Genomic DNA, 19,453 nt, shown 5'->3' on the forward strand with positions numbered 1-19,453 from the left:
TAATCGTTACGTAATCAATGCATCGGAATTACACCAGGAGGTACGAGCGGTGACGCCATATTCGATCGGGGAATTGATTTCCCATGTCCATATCATAGTCAGATGGAATAGGAAAGAGCAGTTCGTTTACAGCAGCGAGCCTAATGAGACGTGGACGCTGTTCATTCCCGAGTCCGGAAGCTTCCTGTTCGAAATAGGCAGCCATCGCGGTACGGCGACATTCGGCGATCTCGTGCTCTGCCCTCCCGATGTACTGATGGAACGGGAAATCGTAAGTCCGCTCACCTTTTTGGCCGTTTATTTCGATTTGTATGCCGACGGCAGACATAAGATCGAGCATGAGCATGAACTGCTGCAGGGTGCCACGGGAAAATGCGTCATCCAAGATACGCAAAGGCTGTCTTCCACTTGCGAATACTTGAAAAAGGTAATCGACCGGAAAGACCCGGCCGGCGTCTACCGCAGAAATTTTTTGCTGCAAGACTTGTGGCAATTGTACGCTTGGGAAGCGGACTCCGTGTCGCAACAAAAACGGAGGCAGCAGACAGACCCCTTGATGCGCCAAGCGGAGAGCCTTCTCCGGGAAGTCAGCTTTACGGCTTTCAGCATGAAAAATGTATCGGCCAAGCTTGGGTTGAGCGCCGTTCAGCTTACTCGCCGCTTCAAGGCGATGTACGGGATGACGCCTTCCGACTATGTAACTTCCTTAAGACTAAGCCGGGCCCGCACTCTGCTGGCGGAGACGAAGATGACGCTCGAGCAAATCGCGGAGAAATGCGGATATGAAGACGGGCTGTACCTGAGCAGGATCTTTTCCAAGAAGTTGAACATCAGCCCGTCCCAATATCGCAAAGCTCATCTCATGTAAAGGAGGCAACGCCTATTTCATTTTTTCCGCGTCGATCATTTTATTGATTTCTTCCTCCGCTCGGGCGAGCGCAGTGTTCACATCGATTTTCCCTGCCGCGTAATCGTCGAATCTCGCTTTGGCGATCGCCTCGGCCTTCGACCGGTATTGCGAGGCTATCGGATACTTCACGGGCTTGCTTTTGAAGATGCCTTCCACATGCTTGCCCTTCAGAAAAGCCATATCGGAGCCAAAAGCTTTGGTAACCTCGGCGCTTTTCAATGTTGTTATACTTCCCGACTTCGCTCTTGCGATCTGGAACGACTCCGACGTCAGCACGTCGAGCACTTGCAGCGCTTCTTTCTTATGCTTGCTCGACTGGGTGATCGTTCCGACATAGACGCTGGCGTTGCCGAACGTATTCGGTTTCTCGGGAAAGCTTGGATACTGCGCCACATCCCATTCCATTCCATCCTTCTCTGCCGCTTCGAGCGCCGAGAAAATGTTCAAATGACCGACCATGGCGAGCGTCTTATCCTTTGTAAACTCGTTTAACACATTTCCCGCCGGCTTGTTGCCGGGGATGGAATAGATCGCATTCACCAACTCGTATATTTTCTTCCACTGATCGTTGTTCATCGCCGCTCTTTCCGTTTTAAAGTCGACGGCGGCCAGCGACAACGGTTGCGATATCCAAATTATCCCGCTCCCCGGGTCCAGCCCGCGGTATTGCGTACCGCTTTCGTAGCGGGTTACTTTTTTGCCGAGCTCGACCGTCTCCGTCCACGTCATCCCGTCCTTCGGATATTCGACCCCGAATTTATTGAAAATGTTTTTGTTGTAATAAAGCGCGTGAAACGTAGTTTCATAAGGCAGGGCAAACAATTCGTCGTTCGTTGAAGCAATTTTGACATCGGCGATATAATTCGGTTCGAACCGGTCCAGACTGAACTTGTTCTCCTTGATCAAGGCGTTCATGTCGTAGAGAAGACCCTTCGTGCGATAGGAGCTGAGATTCCCGTTAAAGGTGAAAATGATGTCCGGCACCGTTCCGGCGATCAGCAAATTATCCAGCGTGTTACCGTCTGCGGGGCGCATCATGTTCATTGTAATATGCGGATATTTGCTCCTCACATGCTCCGTAAGCAGTTTATCGAAAACTTCGTTGTACGCGCCGTCAACAGCCGCTGTAATGGTAACCGGATCCGTCTTGCTCTCCTCCTTCGGATTACCGGCGCTGTCTTCCTTACTTCCGCAACCCGCGATCAGAACAAGTCCGACCAACGAGCCTAATGTTGCATACTTGATTTTCACCATGACATCCCCCTCGAATATGGAAAGCTTTCTTCATGCGAGCGCTCTCGTTTATCGTATAGAAATGCCGCTTTTAAGCCTATGGATAATCGCGTCATGTTTTATGCACTTCATTTCAAGCCGCTCGGGAGAAACGCTAATGTCGTCCTTTGGTTCGCAGACCCCTAGGTTCGTTTTGCGCCACGATCCCGTGGACTCGACCCACTAAATGGAAAAACTACAGTAAAAAAGACAAGAATAGAGCAAAAAGCGAGCGTTAACGGGAAAACCTCCAGCATAATTCGCCTTAATCGGGTCCAAGAAGCAAATTCGATAAAATGTAATGCATGTTTTCCAGTTACGGGAGCAACATTTCCACTTTGCGGAGTGCAAACCGAGCGCAACTAGAAGAAGCGGCAGCCTTGGACGGAAAAAAGTCCTAGACTGCCGCAGAATGATAGAACTATCGTTCACTTGTTTTACGGCTCAAAAAACTGCACAACGGTGGCTTTGCCGTTCGTTACTTTTACTTCAGCCACAGCTCCATTGACGAATGTCATCTGCGGCGGCACATGCCCGCAGTCGATATCGTAAACGATCGGTACGCCCAGTTCCTCCTCCAGCTCTTGATACACATCCAACGCGACATAGCCGTCCACGGGCTTGTTCGCATCGCTTCGGCCGAATAGGATGCCGCTGCAATTGCTGAACCAACCCGCCATTTTCATATGGACCAGAGAACGACGAAGGTCGGTTACGCTCAACTCGCAATTTTCCAGATACCAGACGATCGGCTCGCCATGAATGAACTGACGTTGGAAGGTTGGCACGTCACCGTATGGCGTCCCGATTAAATGTCGGATGACATCGATGCATCCACCTAGCAGACGTCCGCGGATGAGTACCTCGGCGCCAGACGTCGTCAGCCATGCAGTCGGCTCGGTTAGATGGAATACGGAAGGCGAAGGATGCTCGTGATCCCATGTCCTCTGATACAACTCTGATGAATATTGTTGAACGGATGAGCCTGCTCGCGTCGCCAGAACCGTCTCCCACATAGCCGTCGTTTCGTCCGTAACTGTTCCTCGCACATCGATCAGATTAGTGCCATGCGCGGTCGCGATTCCGGTTACAAGCGTAACGGCCAGCAGCAGTACGCTTATATCAGAGTAGCCCAGAATCCACTTCGGTTGAATTAGGGGATATTCGATCTTATCTATAATCTCAATCAACAGCTCTCCGCCCCATGGCGGGAAGATCAGGCCAATCCCCTCATCTTGCAGAAACGCGTTAAGCTCCGCGGCTCTAATGGAGGCAGGGGCCGACTTCGCCTTCATCTGAGTCCATACCGTCTCGCCGCAAACCACCTTATAACCCTTCTCCTCCAAACGGCCGATTGCCTGCTTGACTAATTTGTGCAAAGTCTCTGTTACGCCCGATGAAGGCGCTGTGACACCTAGGGTCGTCCCTTCCTGCAATAAAGGATAGCGGATCATAACTATGTTTCCCCCTTGTCTTATGGGTGGGATTTATCCACGAGTTCGAAAGCTTATAAAGTTCTGATTGTAACGTATATGCGGATCTTGCACAACCTCAATTACTGAAAAAGAAGCCTGAATTATTCAAGCTTCTTAATATCCTCGATTATTCGATTGTATGGTGAAGCATACTGTTTGTCGCAAACGCTACCTAGCAAAATCGGTCGACGCCTTTCTATGCATGACGCATAGGGCGAAGACCGGATTGCCAAAAGGGAAAGCGCGACCATTTACGATTTAGGCAACAGCTCCTCGAGTTTCGCTTTCATCGCAGCCGTTACCGTCTTCTTGTAACGAATCCCGATGAGCAGCACCCGAAGCTGTTGCATACGGCTGAGTCGCACGAATCGAGGCTCCCTCTTCAGAAACTTGCGGATGATGAACCAGCCGGCAGGCTCCGCCCGGGGCAAGTCGGCGATAACCGGATACCGCTCCAGCAGACGATGAAACCAAACCTTCGCTTCCATCGACGATTTGCTTTGTTCGATCAGACAAGGGACCTTTTTTTTGCTTGTATGGTTGCGCAAATGCTCGTAACGTTCCAAACCGCCGACAACCGTATAGCTGCCGTCTTTTTTGTTTTTGCGGACCGCCAGCAGATGCACGCTGTCCCATATGAGGCGTCGAAGAGTTCTCAGACGTTCCGTCATGGCCGGCGGCTGCGCCGCCTTGATTTTGGCGAGAGGCAAATACTCTACGGTGTATTTCACGATTCGTTCCTCCCTTACGCATCTCCACAAAGAAGCGGGACTTATAATTATGCTGCGTCCGGGATGTCCTATTCCGCATATTGCTTCGTAACCGGATCTCAAACCAATTTATGCTCGTACCACTTTTTCCCCCGATAACGCCATAGAAATAAAGCGCCCCGCACGCCCCATTCGCAGTTCATCGCAATCCATACGCCGATGATGCCAAAACCAAGCATAATTCCGAGCACATACCCTAATACCACACGGAAAAGCCACATGGTCAGCATTGACGTAACAGAGGTGAAGCGCGAATCCCCCGCTGCCCGCAATCCCGAAGGCAATATGAAGCTGATCGCCCAGAGCGGGATTTGCGCCACTGCGTTAATTAGCAGCACATAAAAGATGTCGTCGACGATTTCGGCGGGCGGATGAAACAAATGAACCAAAGGATGGAACAGCGGCATCAGGATGATCGTCATCAGAACAAACGAAAAGGACGCCAGCCAAAGAAACGATTTGATGAACTTACGGGCATCGTCGATATTTCGTCCGCCAATGCAATGGCCGACCACCGTCACAAGGGTTATGGACATGGCCACGGCCGGAATTTGGTACACCATGGCAATGGTGCCGCTGATGGCGTTGGTTGCTATGGCGTAGGTACCAAGACTGACAATGAAAACTTGAGTCAGCATTTTGCCGCCGTTAAAAAACATCTGCTCCGCTGCAAACGGAAGGCCGATAGCCATAATTTTCTTAAGCATCGCCCACGGTACATGGAAAAGCTCAAGAAGACGCAGATGAAGCGATTCATCCATTTTAATCACATAGATCAGGGCGCATATGGCCCCCGCAAACCGCGCGACGTTCACCGCGAAGGTCATCCCCAGTACGCCCATATCCAATAAATTAATGAAGACGAAATTCAACAGCACGTACATAACATTCATGATCAGCGAAAGAACCAAAGATACGCGGGACTTCCCGATCCCTCGCATCACTCCGCTAACGGCCTGGACGATTCCGATGCCCAGAAAGGAGGTACAGCTGCCGATCAGGTACACTTTCGCATACGCCGACACCTCCGCCGTTGCAGAGCCCAGGAAAAGCTTCAACAGGGGGTTATGCAGCAACATCACTAATAAACCGATACATAAAGAAAGAATGGAAACCGAAGCGATGCTGGCGCCAGCCGCTTTGGCAACCATAGAATCATTGCCGCTGCCCTTATACTGCGCGACGACAACCGTTCCACCCGTAGCGATGGCGACAAAAACATTAATCAAAAAAATATTCAGCGAATCGATCGTGCTGACCGCGCTGACCGCCGCTACCCCTGCCGAACTGATCATAGCGGTGTTCACCACATTGAGTCCGATGATAAAGGCCTGATCGATCAAGATCGGAACATAAAGGGCGATTACTTTCCTGTAATCCATGGAGGCGCCGGATAAATACTTATCCAGCAAGCGTTGCGTTCTTAACCGTACTTGAGGTTGAGACACCGTCATCACATTCTTTTCCGGGAAATATGAAATACACGTAGCTAGGAAGTATTTTTCTATAATATCATATTTCCCGCAAGTCATTAGCGAAATCTGTGCAACAAGAAAGAAGCCGCCCCTTGCTCCTTGGCCGAGCGACAGGGACGGCTCTTTATTCGCATGTATAGGCTTAGTCTTCGGATAGCTTTCTTCTGCTGATTTTTTTCGCTGCCGGACGCGCATTGGAATCCTTCTCATTTTGTTCGATCATCTTCCCGACCTCCTTGAGTATGACAATGCTTATTCAATTGAATAAATCGAGTTAGTTCAGAACTCCTCACTTGTATCGGACGATACCGACTCGACGAGAAAACCAAACTTGTCTAGCGATAACTGTGCGGCGGCGGATTTCAGGCGCAAGTAACTGATCGGGGCTCCTTCGGCCTGTTCATTTAATTGCGTTAACGAGACGACCGTTCCCAAGCCCTCGGCTAATACATCGCAACTCCGCTCTTTCAAATTCCAGGAAAACGACAACGTGTGCCATTGGTCAAGCTCCAATCGGCCTCCATTCTCGATCGTTCCGTCCGGTTTTACTTCCATCCTGAATATCGCGTTGGCTTCACCATCCGAATACCACGGATCATAGAACGCATCATTAAATGAGATCCAGGCGCCCTCGAAGCCTCTGTTAAATTTCACGCGCAATCGCACCGTTCCGCCGCATCCGTTTCCCCCGGGGAAGTTCCAGACGGCACCGTCCGCGGCCTTCTGCGGATCGGCCTTTCGGACGTGCAGAACATTAGTGCCAATCCGTTCCGGATGATCGACGAGCGTCGCCCCCTCGGATCTCATCGGCTTCTTGCCGAGCCCGGGGGTCTCTTGCTCCAGGCTGTGGGCGGTGAATGTCGACCACGCGTCCAATCCTTTCGAGAAATCGTCCTCATGCCGCGTTTCATAGAGCCATTCCGGACGGAAACGAAACATCGCCGTCGTATTGCCCTGCCCGCACGTCAGAAAAACATTCCCATCCGCCGTCTCGACGGCGTCCGGGTAAGAAACGCCGACATCGCCCTTCACCGCTTTCTCATTACGTTTCGGATCCAGATACACCTCCCTATAGCCTTTCCAAGTCGCTCCGCCATCGTCTGAAATGGCCGCATGCAGCGCATCCCGGCCGCTGTATATGCCAAGAACCCCTCCCCCCGATGCTTCCATTCTCGGAAGCTGCGGCTGATTGCACCAGAACAGTACGATCCGGCCATCCTTCAGCCTGACGGCATATGCGGGCGAGCTGGAACTGCGAAACCGGGAAGGCTTAGCTTTTGACCACGAACTGCCCGAATCGGCGGATCCCGATTCATACAAATACCCCGTCTGGGTTCTCATATAAATGGTCAGCACCTGCGCGGACATTTCGACGATGCAGCCTTCGATCGCTCCATAGTTCGCACCGTTAAAATCGTCGGATATCGGAGATCGCAGCGGCAGTCCGTCCTCGTACGCCGCCTCCGACCACGCCGCCCCGTTGTTATCCGAATAATAGACGCGGCTGTTCAATTCCCCTTCACCCGGAATCCGCGGGACGATCCATTCGCCAAAAGTCGCGATCAGACGCCAGCCTGTGTCCCTTCGGATGATGGCTAATCCTTTCGCCGCGCCGCACCATATCCAGGAGCGGATCGGAACGGGTGCTGTCCACGCCGTTCGCCGTTCGGTCGTTCTGATATGATAAACGTCCATAAATCGGGTAACGCCGATCGTTCCGCTTCCGTAATAAACCTGAAACATCACATGGATCTCCCCATTCGGGTCGATCAGAGACGCGGTCGCATACCAAGTCTGACTATCGATCAGGGGACTGTCCGTCTCCGGATAGGCGGCCGGAGGAGTCTGAAACTCCGCCTTCGGCTCCCCCCATGTTTTCCCGCCGTCGGAGGAAGTTCGCGAATAGACGATCGAAGGCTTGGATGATTTATCCGTATAGAAGAAACGGATGGCGCCGTCCGGCAGGCAAACCGCACTGCTTTCCGGCCCGAAGGCTTCTCCGAGATATTCCGGCGCCCAAACGTCATTGTAATTGGAAGACTCGATTTCCATTTTTGCCATGTTTACAGCTCCTTCTTGCTAACTTAATTCGTATCGGCCGTCACGCTTTGAACCAAGAAACCGCTCGTGTCGATCGTCCCTTCATCCGCCATCGACTTTAAGTGCAAATAACAAATCGGTGTTCCCCCAACCTGCGGAACGTTTGGCTTCAGAACGGTGAGAACATCGCCGTTTTCCGCCGTTACCCGGCATTCTTCACTTTCCAGGCTCCATGCTAGCGTAATCCGGTTCCATTGTCCGACGACCAGCCTGCCTCCGCCTTCAACGGAGCCGTCATGCGAAATTCGGAGCAAGAACACGGCCTGTTTTTCCCCGTCCGAGTACCAGGGATCGTAAAAGGCGTCGGCAAGCGAAATGCCGGCTCCCTGAAAACCTTCGTTAAGCTTAAGGACGATCGTAACCGTTCCGCGCTTACCGTTTCCGGAAGGGAAGTTCCAGTTCGCCCCGTCGGCGGCCCGATCCGGGTAAGCTTTGCGGACATGGAGCGCTTTCGCCCCTATCCGCTCCGGATGGTCGACAAGGCTGGCTCCTTCCGTTCTCGGTGCTTTCCGGCCCAGTCCCGGACTTACATGTTCGAAATCATAGGCCGTGTAAGTGGACCATGAGGCAAGCCCGCCAGAAAAGTCGTCCGATCGGGTAGTCTCGCACAGCCAGTCCGGATCAAAACGCAGCATTCCGGTCGTATCCCCTTGTCCTGCAGCCAGGAAAACGCTTCCATCATTCAGCTGAACAGCGCACGGGTAAGAGGCGCCTATATCTCCGGGACCGGGCGATTCATTTCGTTTCGGATTGACATACACCTCCCGAAAGCCTTTCCAGCTATCCCCTCCGTCATCCGATATGGCGCCATGAAGCGAATCCCGCCCGCTATACAGACCGATTGTCCCTTGGCCGGTCGTCATCAGCGGCAGCTGCGGCTGGTTGGACCACAGCAGAAGTATTCGATTGTCGCGAAGCTTGATTGCGCAAGCGGGAGAACTGGAGCTCTTGAACGGCGAGGGAGACGCTGCCAACCATGTTAGTCCTAGATCGTGCGATATCGATTGATACAAATAACCCGCCTGCGTCCTCATATAGATGCGAATCGTATCGAGCGACGTCTCTGTTATCGTCCCTTCGATCGCCCCGTGATTGCAACCGTTAAAGCCGGGGTAAACCGGAGCATAAAGCGAAATGCCGCCTTCGTACTGCGCTTCCGTCCAGGTCATCCCGTTATCGTCGGAGAAGTACACATGGCTTGCCAGCTCCCCCATATGCCCGACCGGCGGCTGCAGCCACTCGGCAAATGTTGCCAATATACGTCTCAGGCCATCTCGTTCCACGATCGTGATGCCTTTTACCGCGCCAATATATTTTCTCTTTGATCGGCGTCGGATCGGACCATTCCTTTCGTTTATTTCCAGTTCTGGCGTGGTAGACGTCCATAAATTTGGTTACGGCGAGATTTACTCTTCCGCCTTCCCCGTACAATACCTGAAACAAGATGTGAATTTCGCCTTCATCGTCTACCGCGGCCGCCAACGAATACCAGGTTCTGGTGTTCACGGGCAGACTGTCCGGATGCGGAAACCGAACCGGAGGGGTAACAAACTCCTTCGCCTGTTCCTCCCAAGTAACGCCGCCGTCTTTGGAGTCTCTCGTCCGGCAACAACACGGCGCAGCTTTCCGGACCAAAAGCTTTACCCAAATAAACCGGTTCTCCTCGGTTTCTTGTCGCATCACCCAGGTTGTCATTTTCTTCTTGCATGCGCGTACTTATGGCGTCCTCCTTCCTTTCCGATTGTGTAATGCCCACCTTTTCGACGTCAAATAATAGGGTCTGACCGATAATGCTCCGCCAACCACTCCAAGCAGGAATGGCATTTTTTTTACATAATATGGTCTGTCCAGTTGTCTGCGATACGTTATGGAGCACCACCCCCTTCGCATTCGTGAAAGCACTCTTCAGAAAACTATGGGCAGGTCACTTCTCTATCAGTCGCATGCTATCTAATAGAAGCTTTAAACTTCTTCGTGCGGCGATTGCATCCCGGCTGCGAAGGGTGTTCAACACCTCAATATGGCCCTGAATCGCTGCCTCCAGGCTGTCGGTCTTCAGAACGAGCCTTTCCAGCTTGGTGAAGAAACTTTCAATGATCTCCGCCAATTGAATATAGAGGGTGTTGTGCGAGAATCGGACAAGCGCGCGGTGGAAAGCCATGTTTAGGCTGATGAACCGCTCAGGAATATGACCATCCCGGTTCAGTTCGTCACATAGGCTTTCAAGCTCTTTGAATTCTTCATCCGTTCCCGCTTGTATGGCCTTCTCTATCGCAGCAAGCTCAAGCGTTATTCTTAACTCCAACAGTTCCGATAGTTTCAAATTATTCGTTTCCCAATGGAAAAGCAGCTGTTCGGAGACTGGGGACAAATTCGGCTCACGGATAAAAACTCCTTCGCCATGTCGAATATGTACGAAGCCGATCATCTCGAGCGAGCTTAACGCCTCCCGGATGACCGTCCGGCTTACTTGCAATATTTTGACCAAATCTCTCTCCGAAGGGATCTTGGCCCCCGGCTTTAACTGATTTTCAATTATGTATCTTTTAATTTTCTGACAAACGATTTGACTTAAGCTATACCGGTCCGTTTCCGTAATAGACTGCATGAGGTCCCCTTTCGCTAAACGTACTGGTCAAGAACTTGCAAATGCTTTAACATGCCGGTTTTGGCCCCGGTGATGTCCTTATTCAGCATGCATTGATAAATTTCCTTATGCTCCTGCAAAGATATTCGGCTGTTGCCGAGAAGCTCGAATCTTTCTTTGCGGATATCATGGAAAAATTCGTACAGAAACTCGCTCAGTTCGGCAAAAATCTTGTTTCCCGTAGCCAAGAAGAGCGATCGGTGAAACTGGAGATCTTCCTCGATAGGCGGCTCGCCCATACTGATCTTCATTTCCATTTGGTCAATCCAGAACTCCAATCGCTTCAAGAGCTGCTCGTCGCTGCGCAAGATCGTCATTTCAATGGCGTTTAACTCCAAATATCTTCGGACTTCCAATAAATCGTTCATCTTCTCTTTATTTCGTTTCAGTTGGGAGGAAATATGGCCCGTAATGTTCCGTAGGGACTGATCCTTCACATAAATGCCGTCACCGGGCTTGATTTCGATGATCTCGATGATTTCCAGCGACTTTAAGGCCTCACGAATGACGGTTCTGCTGACGGAGAAACGTTGTATCAGTTCTTTTTCCGACGGTAATTTATCGCCGGGGTTTAGCTGCTGTTCTTCAATGAACTGTTTCATGCGATCGCTGACCATGTGGGAAAGCGTCTCTTTTTTGATACTTTCCATTTACTCTCCCGCCTATAAATTCAGTAAAAGTCATATGGTCTGACCGGTTTGGTAGAGTGAAAAATAAACTTTGGTGTAACAGCAGCTTTAGTGTAAACGCGGTCAAAAGATTTGTCAATTCAATTCTCAACTCAATACTAATTCCACCGTACCCGAACCGATGCCGGCTGCAGCCGGCCGACGCGCATTTAACGCTTCGACCGCCGCAGCGGCAAATCATTACTCCGAATATCCCATCATGCCTATGTAAGCCAAATTCGGCTGGGCGATATCCATTCTTCCGTACTGGATAATGACCTCGATATCGCTTCGGAACCGTAACGAATATTGCTTTTGTCTATCCAGTACGATACCGCCAGTATCGTTCGGGTCGTCCATGCGAAGGCATTTTACTCTCCTGGCGGGAACCGCAATCGGGATATTTTGATCCGGCTCCTTATCCTCGTAATAAATATCCATGACGACTTCCGCATCCGCGTCTTGGCAGTTCAAGATCATGACCGCCTCATGGCCTTCGAAGCCGGCCTCGTCAATTTTGCCTTTGTAGGGCATATAGCCGTCCACGATATACCAATTTCTTGCTCCTTGTTTATTGCTCATCGCATCCTCCCGTATTTCTGAATCCGTCTCCATCACGGACCGACTGGGGTACGCAGCTCCAACCAATCCGTTCCCAGTACATTGGAGCTGCCCGTCGTCAATTTCCGCCATTCCGATACGATATAGGGCCCGCCCGCACCGATTACGATCGCCGGGTTGGCGTTCACCACAACTTTGCCTTTGACCCATTCCCCCACGCTCGGAGCGGCAATCCCGATATTCAGCTCGCCGGCGGGCTCGTCATGGCCGGACCAGACTGCGGGCGAATATTTGTCTAAGGCATACAGGGAAAACGAGCGAATCCGCAAATCGGCCGAACCTCTCCAGAACAACACCCTCACCTTCTTGACCGCATCGCTTACGGAGAAATACAGATCTTCCGGGCTGTCACTGCCGGTCGAGTAGCTTCCGCCGAAATATCCTCTCCAGAAAACAGTACGGTTCACATAGGTTTTGACATACGGCTCGGGGTTCGTGCCCCCCGGGTGCATCAAGATTTGCCCGGAAGCATCGTAGCAGACGATATGGATGCGGCCTCCGTAACCCGGCTCGCTGTCTTGCTTGACGACGAATCTTTTGCACTTCGATGTCTCGATGAACACGCCTAGTGCCCCGAATGTCGAAGCCGAGACGTGTACATAATCCGGATGCAAACCGAGCCTGTAGGCGGGATATACGTCCGCGGTTTGAAACGAGCCGAAGCCGATTCCCGGAATGTGGACGGTCGTGCTTCCGTCGTAATAGCAAGCTTTACGATGCAGCGGCCCGGATGTAAAGATCAGGGCACTGAATTCGACCAGCCTGCCGAGCCGGGACCGGACCGCGGTCGACGGATATTGCGACAAATCGTCCGCTTTCGCGCTACCGTATCCGGCTTGCAGCTCGTTCGCATTCGATTGGTTCTTCGTTCGGATCGTGACGGGACTGTTGCCTTCATTGCGAATGTCCATAAAGAAATTCATACTTCCATGCTCGATCAGAACCGGCAGCGCCTCCTGCGGACTCGCCTTGATCGCGCTCAGCTCGAAGCTCGGTTTGTAGAACACGTTATTGTTGTTATTGACATAAGTCCCGTCCTGCGACGTAATCCGCACGCCGATGCGGCCTTTGCCTGGGTTCGCCCCAGTCGCGCACCAGATCCTTCCGTTCAGGAACACGTTCTCGTTGCACCAGCCAACGCCCCCTCCCGCATTGCGGTTCGTCAGATCGATCGCGATTTTGTTGTTGGTCAGTGCGCCTAAATGGACTTCGTTATATACGAATCCAGCCGAAGCACCCAGGCACTGGACGCCGATCGTAAATCCTCTCGCTTCGACGATATGAATGTCGGAGCTGTAGCAATTGATCAGACGGATGCCGACACAGTCCTCGTTGAGCCAGTCCGCCTGGACGGCGCGCTGCACATTCAGCTTCAAATCCAAGAGCGAGTTGATCGCGGCGATGCCGCCTACCTCCAGACAAACAAGATTCGCGGTTCCCGTGTAGATTAAGGGGGCTTCCATCATCACATGGATATTGGCGGGAACGGTCACCGTCGATTCCACCGCGTAACCCGTCGCAGCCGGAAAATATAGCGTCGGCTTGCGTACGGCCGAGGCGACGGACTGGGCGTAAGCGATCGCCCGAGCAATCGAAGCGGCATCATTCGTAGTACCGTCGCCCGCCGCACCGAACCACTTCACGTTAACCGTCCCGTCGGGCATGATCCGCTTGAACCGCTGGCCCGTGCTCGAGACGACGACGGCCCCCGTATCGTCGACCGATGTCGTATCGTTCGGATCATAATAGAAATGTCCGTCTTGCCCCGCATCGGTCACATAGAACACGAATCCATGGGCGGTATTCGGTAGCCCTCTCAACTCCTCCAACGTGGTATCCCGAACGCAATGATCGCAGTGGGGGTCACCGTTTCCGTAGACGGACTTCCCGACGCTGCCGCTTTGTCCGGCTGCCTCCCGCATCCCCCCGGGCAGAAGCCCGGCGGCCGCGAATGCGGCCCCCGTTATGCCAAGTGAAGCCAGCAGCTTTCTGCGGGTGAGGATCGCGTTCATCCGCTCCTCCGTCGAACGCTCTCCCGACTCCGTACTTGCCCCTGTTTCTTCGGTCATTTATATCCCTCCCTATTGTTCATTATCATTTTCCGGAATTTGCTTGCCACTTGGCGCTTAGTTCCCGGACAAGCCCGGACATCGGCTCATACCCGGCCTCCGTTACGATCAAGCTTTCTTCGATCCGGTTCGAGCCGTGCGGATGCCCGAACAAGCTTACATCTGTATTCACCGTCATGCCGACCTCGAATCTCGCTTCGGAATGCTCGTCCGGATAAGGCGATTCAGCCTCGGCGAGCCCGCATCCATGCAGCGGCGGATACAAGTCGTATTCGGTAACGCCTTTGTCGGCAAAATACGATTTCACCGCGCCAACCAGCTCCCCTTGTCTCGCCCCGGCCTTCAGCTTGGACAGCGCGATCCGTTCCGCTTCGACGAGCGTACCGATAAATTCCCGTTGTCCCTCGCTCATCTTGCCGGCTACAAAGGGGAAACCGACTGTGGACACATAGCCTTCAACCTGCACGGCAATGGCGGCCATAATCATATCGCCGTCCTCGATCATCTTCATCGTAGGCCTTCCGATAATCGTATCCACTCTCTTCCCGCTCATCAGAACGATAAACGGGATATGTTCCGCTCCCCGCCTCGTGCATTCCCCATAGGCGATCGCGGCCAGCTCGAGCTCGGTCATGCCCGGCCTTGCTTGCTCCATCATAAGCCTGTATCCGGCATCGGCGATCGCCGCCGCTCGTTTCAAACAAGCGACCTCATGCTCGCTCTTGCTCATTCTCAGCTTGAACAATAGCTCTCCCGCATCCACGACTTCGATCCCCTCGAGACTGCTTTCAATGGCTTCAAGCAAGCTTCGCGGCATCGCATCGATTCCGACGATCCCGACTCGCTTCAATCTGTGCGTTTGCGCCCCGTTCAGTTCGCGGAAAATATGTTTCAGGCTCGTATAGTGCGCGAAAGGGTAGTCGATGGGGTCCGGCACCGTTACGCATGTAAATTCGGGAAGAAGCCTGACGTCCCGCCACGCGCTCATCTCGCGGCAAAGCTGGTCTCCCTCCGGAGCTGCTATGACGATCGGATCGCCGGCTAGAGGGACTATGGCGGCTCCTCTTTCGAATAAGGGCCAATAGTTGCTTATATATCGTAAATTTTCTTTCCGGTACTCGTCCCCGTAGATCAAGCATGCCTGGATATCGTTCTCCCGCATCAGTTGCTTCAGCTTCTCCGCTCTTGCTGCAAATTGTTCGGCCGGGATGGCAGTCATCGTATTCGCTCCTCTCATTCAGTACATGCAGGTTCGAATCTTCATAAAGGAGGCAATCTGGCTCAGCTCTTCGGTCAAATCGCCATAGGCGATGATGCAGTGATGGGCGAAGCCTTCCTTGATCAATTCCTTGAGGAACGACTTCACCGGCTTCTCGAGCTGAACGACGGCCGTAATCTCTTCGCAAGGAATGTTGGCCGGTATAGGCAACGCCCGTCCCCGGACGATCAGCATCTTGTAGCCTTCCGTATCGGCGATCAGATGTCCGAGTGTCACGACACCCTCCTTCAACGTATATTCAAAGCCGAAGCCTTGCCCTTTCAAGCCCCATTGTTCGGGGGAGCGGTTCACTTTGATCGTGCTCCGGTCGGTCGCATAATCCGTATCGGCATATCCGTGATGCACCATCAGGATCGCGTTCAGCTGCTCGTCGTACTCTCCCCACTCGGCGAAAGTCGGCGTCCGCCCGGTCAGACGGTTCATGATGCACATCATGATCAGACCGTGAATGTCCCCTTCGGTATTGACTACGTAGTCGCCCTCTTCATGCAGCATCGTATTGGCCAAATAAGGTGTCGTCCCCGTCTTCTCTTCGGTATAATGCTGGCCGAGCAGCGTGAGGGCATCGAGCCGGAACCGTTCCATCGTGCGCTTCAAGGCGACATAAAATTTCGCCGAACGCCATAGATCGTCTTCGCCCAGACCGACGATATGGAAGCGGCCTTTCGTCGACTCGATCACGTCCCGGATGTCTTCGTCCGACGCTTCCCGGAACTGCCGAAGCAGATGCTCAACCTGTATCGAGATGACGTTCGGCCCCAGCTTTCCTTTGACCGTCGTCTTGTCGTATTCGAAATCGTACATGCCCCTGAACACATGCCCGACTACGCCGATATTCATGCTCTTTAGGCTCGAATAAGTCTCATAAGCGCGGACGTACTTGCCGATTTCCTCATAAACGGCCTCTTCCTCAAGCGTCCCTACGACCACCTTCAAATCTTCGTACCAGCCCATCTTGCGGAACGTAGCGGCCAATTGCAGATTGGCGATCAAGCCGCTATTGCACAGAATGTGCTCGTAGTTACCGTCAAGCTTGATCGTATTCTCCGCTTGTGTATTAAACATGACAACCGGTACGTTCCTGACATGCGAGAGAGCCTGAATGGCCATATAATCGGGACAATACGTGCCAGCAACGTAAACGATCAGGTCCACTCTTTCCCTCTCGAGAGCCTGGCCCGCTTCTTCGGCCGAATCCAGCGTATCGATCAGCCCCGGCCAGACGACATTGCCGAGATGACTGCGCAGTTTGCCGCAAACCAGCGTCATATTGTGCAATACATCCGCCTTCAGACTGTTTGGGAACATTCTCCAATACTCGAAGAAGCCGACCGTGATCAATCCGATTTTGAGCGGCTTCCGTTCCGCTCTCTTGCCGATCAGGTCCCCGAATTCCGTTCCCTCGGCAACCTCGAAAGACTGTATGACTTCATTCATTCCGCTTCCAACCCTTCCCGTTTCTTGATTTCATGACGCCATTCAGCAGACGAACGGCATTATGGTGAATGATATTGCTTATGTCGTCATCGTCGATTCCGGAGAACAGCACGCTGCCCAAGCCGTAATGCGGGTCATACCACGGGTAATCCGTCCCGAACAGCACCTTCTCCGAGGACGCCGCCCGAACCATTTTCCGGACCATGCCGCTTAACCGATGCGTATCGCACAGATCCAAATAAACGTTCGGCAAAGAAGCCGCAATTTCGATCGCATAATCGCATTCGCCGGGAGCCGAGTGTCCGAGCAGGAACGTAATGCTGTCGTAGCGCCGCGCCAGATCCGCGATCATTTGCGGAGGATTATACGGACTATGTCCCCATGTATGGGACAGCAGCAGCAGGTTGCGCTCGTTGGCGAACTCGTAGAACGGCCGGTACTTGTCACCGTTCAGCGGATATTTGTGATAGTCCGGAAGAAATTTGAAGCCAACGAATCCATCGCTTTGGTCAAAAGCGTCCAGGTACTTTTCCGGGCTGTCGGCATAATTCGGGTTGATCGTGCAATAACCATATATTCGATCCGGATACTTGGTCATTGCCTGCACGATCTCCTCATTTCCGGCGATCGGATCGAACAAAGCGCTGTGAGGAGCAGAGATGATCCACTCGATATTCTCCCGGTCCATCGTGCCGATCATCGACTCCAGACTCGCTTCCGGCAAGTACGCTCCATAGAAAGGACCCATATGGGTGTGCATGTCGATGATGGAAATGCTGCTCAGTCTGCCGGTCTCCGCGAACTCCCGGGCCAGCTTGGACGGATTTTTCATCGGAATCCGAATCCCGCTCATAGCCGCACCTCGTTCCATAAGCGTTCTATATTGCGATGCGTGATGTTGGCCAATTCGTCCGGGCCGATGTCCGCACCAAGGAGAGCCGCCAGCGGGCCTCCCATATGGTTGCTTGGATAATCCGATCCGAACACGATTTTCTCCGAGCCGAATTTGCCGCATATGTCTTTGATTTCTCCCGCCGTCTGCATATCGCCGCTCTCGATTATAACGTTCGGGTACGCCCGGAGCAGCGGATACAGAAACCGGTTCGCGCTCCACAACCCGTAATTGTGTATAATGACCGTCAGCTCCGGGTACTGCTGCAGGATGTCGTATACGTGCTGCCAGCCTGTGCTTGGAGACAAATATAACGGAATTCGGGCCGAGGCGATTTCCTGCACGAGCTCCCCCATCGTGACGGCGTTCAGCAAATACCGGTTCCGCTCCGGATAAGCCCGCAGCATGCGAACTCCGCTCGCTTTCATGCGGCGGAACAACGGCTCTGGAGCAAAATCCGCATCGGTAATCGGCGGTAATATCGTCCATGTCGGAATCAGCCTGCCTTCCGCCTTCCCGACCTCCTCCATTATGCGGCTATTGCCTGTTTCGGGGGATACGTCGATCATCGCATTGTGATAGACGACCGCCCCATCGATACCGCAATAATCGAGCTGCTCCAGCAGCTGCTCCGCATCCCTCGCCTGATCGACCCGCTCCCTCACGAAGAAATGCTCGTGGTTGACAACTTCGTAATTGACGGTCCGGTATCCGATCGCGCAGTTGCAATCGATTATTTTCATACCACGCCTCCTTCGCTCACTTTGCGCCGTTATCCAGAAAAGCGGCGGGATTGTCGCACAGCAGCGTCCGGATGTGCTCGGGCGATATCCCTTCACCCTCCATCATCGGCACAATATTCGTAACGACATGGTCGTAGCCCCACCCGCCATACCGGTGCAAACACGTTTTCAGGCAAACGTCGTTCGAGATCAACAGCCGCGATACGAAGCCGCAATCGATCAAATGCTTGATGGTCCTGACCCGATCGATGTCTCTTGCAAAAATGCCTCTCAGCACGCTCCGGTGTCTGCGGTCGGCATAAAATTCTTTGCCGAAGTTGTCGAACTCGATATAGACGCCTTTGTTCAGCAAATCCTTCATATAGTCCGGCTTCAGGTCGACATCGATATGGTTGATGCATATTTTCTCCGGGTCGGCGCCATTCCGGGTCAGGATGGTTACGACCTCGTATCCGTTCGTCGCCCACAGATCGGTATGCACGTGAAGACCGAGCCCCGTCTCCTTCTGCACGGCCGCGGCGGCGATCAATGTTTTGCGTTCGTTCGGGTAAATGATGTCGCTCGTTCCGATCTCGCCGATTACGCCGGCTTTGATCGTCGTCCCGTCGATACCGTGCCGAATGTCACGGAGCATCTCCTCCGCTATCGAATCGACCGTCTTCTCGTCCATGTCCGCTGGATGGGACTGTCGGATATAATAGCCGCAGCCGGCGACAATGTTTAGATCAAGCGACCTGGACAACCGGGCAAGCAGAACGGGATCTCTGCCGATATCGCGCAGCGTCAGGTCGACTATCGTCTTCCCCCCGGCCTTTTTGAACTCCAGCAGCTCCTCCTGGATGACCGATTCATTATCCAGTACGGCATTGTCCAGTACCGCATACGGATTGCGCAGCAGTCTGCCCAAATTTGCGAGCGAAACTTCCTCCTTCGCCGACGCTTTGTCCGATATCGTTCGGGGAGCCGGTACGAGCGGCCTTAGATCGATAAAGGCATGCTCATGCGGCAGCACGATTCCCAAGCTGTCCGAGCTCACTTCACCGGTTACGGTCATGATGGACATGCCACGTTGCCTCCTAACTTACAAATTTATTT

Annotated in this window: 16 protein-coding genes; 1 reads left to right on the forward strand and 15 read right to left on the reverse strand. The window is 52.9% G+C overall.

The window, feature by feature from the left end:
* The first annotated feature begins 49 nt into the window (after positions 1-49).
* A complete protein-coding gene (locus FE783_RS17040; RefSeq protein ID WP_158301866.1) occupies positions 50-868 on the forward strand; it encodes a helix-turn-helix domain-containing protein in 819 nt (272 codons plus the stop codon).
* 12 nt (positions 869-880) lie between these two features.
* Here FE783_RS17040 and FE783_RS17045 read toward each other — a convergent pair whose 3' ends face one another.
* From FE783_RS17045 to FE783_RS17110, 15 genes are all read right to left on the reverse strand, one after another.
* Positions 881-2,164: an ABC transporter substrate-binding protein gene (locus tag FE783_RS17045; RefSeq protein ID WP_138880579.1), complete on the reverse strand. Its 1,284-nt coding sequence runs from the start codon at positions 2,162-2,164 to the stop codon at positions 881-883.
* A gap of 455 nt (positions 2,165-2,619) precedes the next feature.
* The gene (locus FE783_RS17050; protein ID WP_138880580.1) at positions 2,620-3,636 is read right to left on the reverse strand and encodes a S66 family peptidase; all 1,017 of its coding nucleotides are present in this window, start codon (positions 3,634-3,636) and stop codon (positions 2,620-2,622) included.
* A 272-nt stretch (positions 3,637-3,908) separates the two neighbouring features.
* Positions 3,909-4,388 carry a hypothetical protein gene (locus FE783_RS17055; RefSeq protein WP_138880581.1) on the reverse strand — a complete coding sequence of 160 codons (480 nt, stop codon included), beginning with the start codon at positions 4,386-4,388 and terminating at the stop codon, positions 3,909-3,911.
* 98 nt (positions 4,389-4,486) lie between these two features.
* Positions 4,487-5,875, reverse strand: a complete 1,389-nt coding sequence (locus FE783_RS17060; protein ID WP_202916205.1) for an MATE family efflux transporter — start codon at positions 5,873-5,875, stop codon at positions 4,487-4,489.
* A 306-nt stretch (positions 5,876-6,181) separates the two neighbouring features.
* The gene (locus tag FE783_RS17065) at positions 6,182-7,963 is read right to left on the reverse strand and encodes a sialidase family protein (protein ID WP_138880582.1); all 1,782 of its coding nucleotides are present in this window, start codon (positions 7,961-7,963) and stop codon (positions 6,182-6,184) included.
* Between the two features lie 23 nt (positions 7,964-7,986).
* Positions 7,987-9,285 carry a sialidase family protein gene (locus FE783_RS17070; RefSeq protein ID WP_138880583.1) on the reverse strand — a complete coding sequence of 433 codons (1,299 nt, stop codon included), beginning with the start codon at positions 9,283-9,285 and terminating at the stop codon, positions 7,987-7,989.
* Positions 9,286-9,926: 641 nt separating this feature from the next.
* Positions 9,927-10,610: a FadR/GntR family transcriptional regulator gene (locus FE783_RS17075; RefSeq protein WP_138880584.1), complete on the reverse strand. Its 684-nt coding sequence runs from the start codon at positions 10,608-10,610 to the stop codon at positions 9,927-9,929.
* A gap of 14 nt (positions 10,611-10,624) precedes the next feature.
* A complete protein-coding gene (locus tag FE783_RS17080; protein WP_138880585.1) occupies positions 10,625-11,299 on the reverse strand; it encodes a FadR/GntR family transcriptional regulator in 675 nt (224 codons plus the stop codon).
* A gap of 219 nt (positions 11,300-11,518) precedes the next feature.
* Positions 11,519-11,899: a sensory rhodopsin transducer gene (locus tag FE783_RS17085; RefSeq protein WP_158301867.1), complete on the reverse strand. Its 381-nt coding sequence runs from the start codon at positions 11,897-11,899 to the stop codon at positions 11,519-11,521.
* Positions 11,900-11,931: 32 nt separating this feature from the next.
* Positions 11,932-14,007: a hypothetical protein gene (locus tag FE783_RS37610; RefSeq protein ID WP_158301868.1), complete on the reverse strand. Its 2,076-nt coding sequence runs from the start codon at positions 14,005-14,007 to the stop codon at positions 11,932-11,934.
* A gap of 25 nt (positions 14,008-14,032) precedes the next feature.
* A complete protein-coding gene (locus FE783_RS17090) occupies positions 14,033-15,226 on the reverse strand; it encodes a M24 family metallopeptidase (RefSeq protein WP_158301869.1) in 1,194 nt (397 codons plus the stop codon).
* Between the two features lie 18 nt (positions 15,227-15,244).
* Complete coding sequence (locus tag FE783_RS17095; RefSeq protein ID WP_138880588.1) at positions 15,245-16,723, reverse strand: hypothetical protein; 1,479 nt, start codon at positions 16,721-16,723, stop codon at positions 15,245-15,247.
* A complete protein-coding gene (locus tag FE783_RS17100; protein ID WP_158301870.1) occupies positions 16,716-17,576 on the reverse strand; it encodes an amidohydrolase family protein in 861 nt (286 codons plus the stop codon). The genes FE783_RS17095 and FE783_RS17100 overlap by 8 nt, the downstream gene beginning before the upstream one ends.
* Positions 17,573-18,358 (reverse strand): amidohydrolase family protein, encoded by a 786-nt coding sequence (locus tag FE783_RS17105; RefSeq protein ID WP_138880590.1) that lies wholly within the window; start codon positions 18,356-18,358, stop codon positions 17,573-17,575. The genes FE783_RS17100 and FE783_RS17105 overlap by 4 nt, the downstream gene beginning before the upstream one ends.
* Before the next feature lie 16 nt (positions 18,359-18,374).
* The gene (locus tag FE783_RS17110) at positions 18,375-19,421 is read right to left on the reverse strand and encodes a phosphotriesterase family protein (protein ID WP_138880591.1); all 1,047 of its coding nucleotides are present in this window, start codon (positions 19,419-19,421) and stop codon (positions 18,375-18,377) included.
* Between the last annotated feature and the right edge of the window lie 32 nt (positions 19,422-19,453).

This window comes from Paenibacillus mesophilus, assembly GCF_005938385.1.
GTDB classification, from domain to species: domain Bacteria; phylum Bacillota; class Bacilli; order Paenibacillales; family NBRC-103111; genus Paenibacillus_AB; species Paenibacillus_AB mesophilus.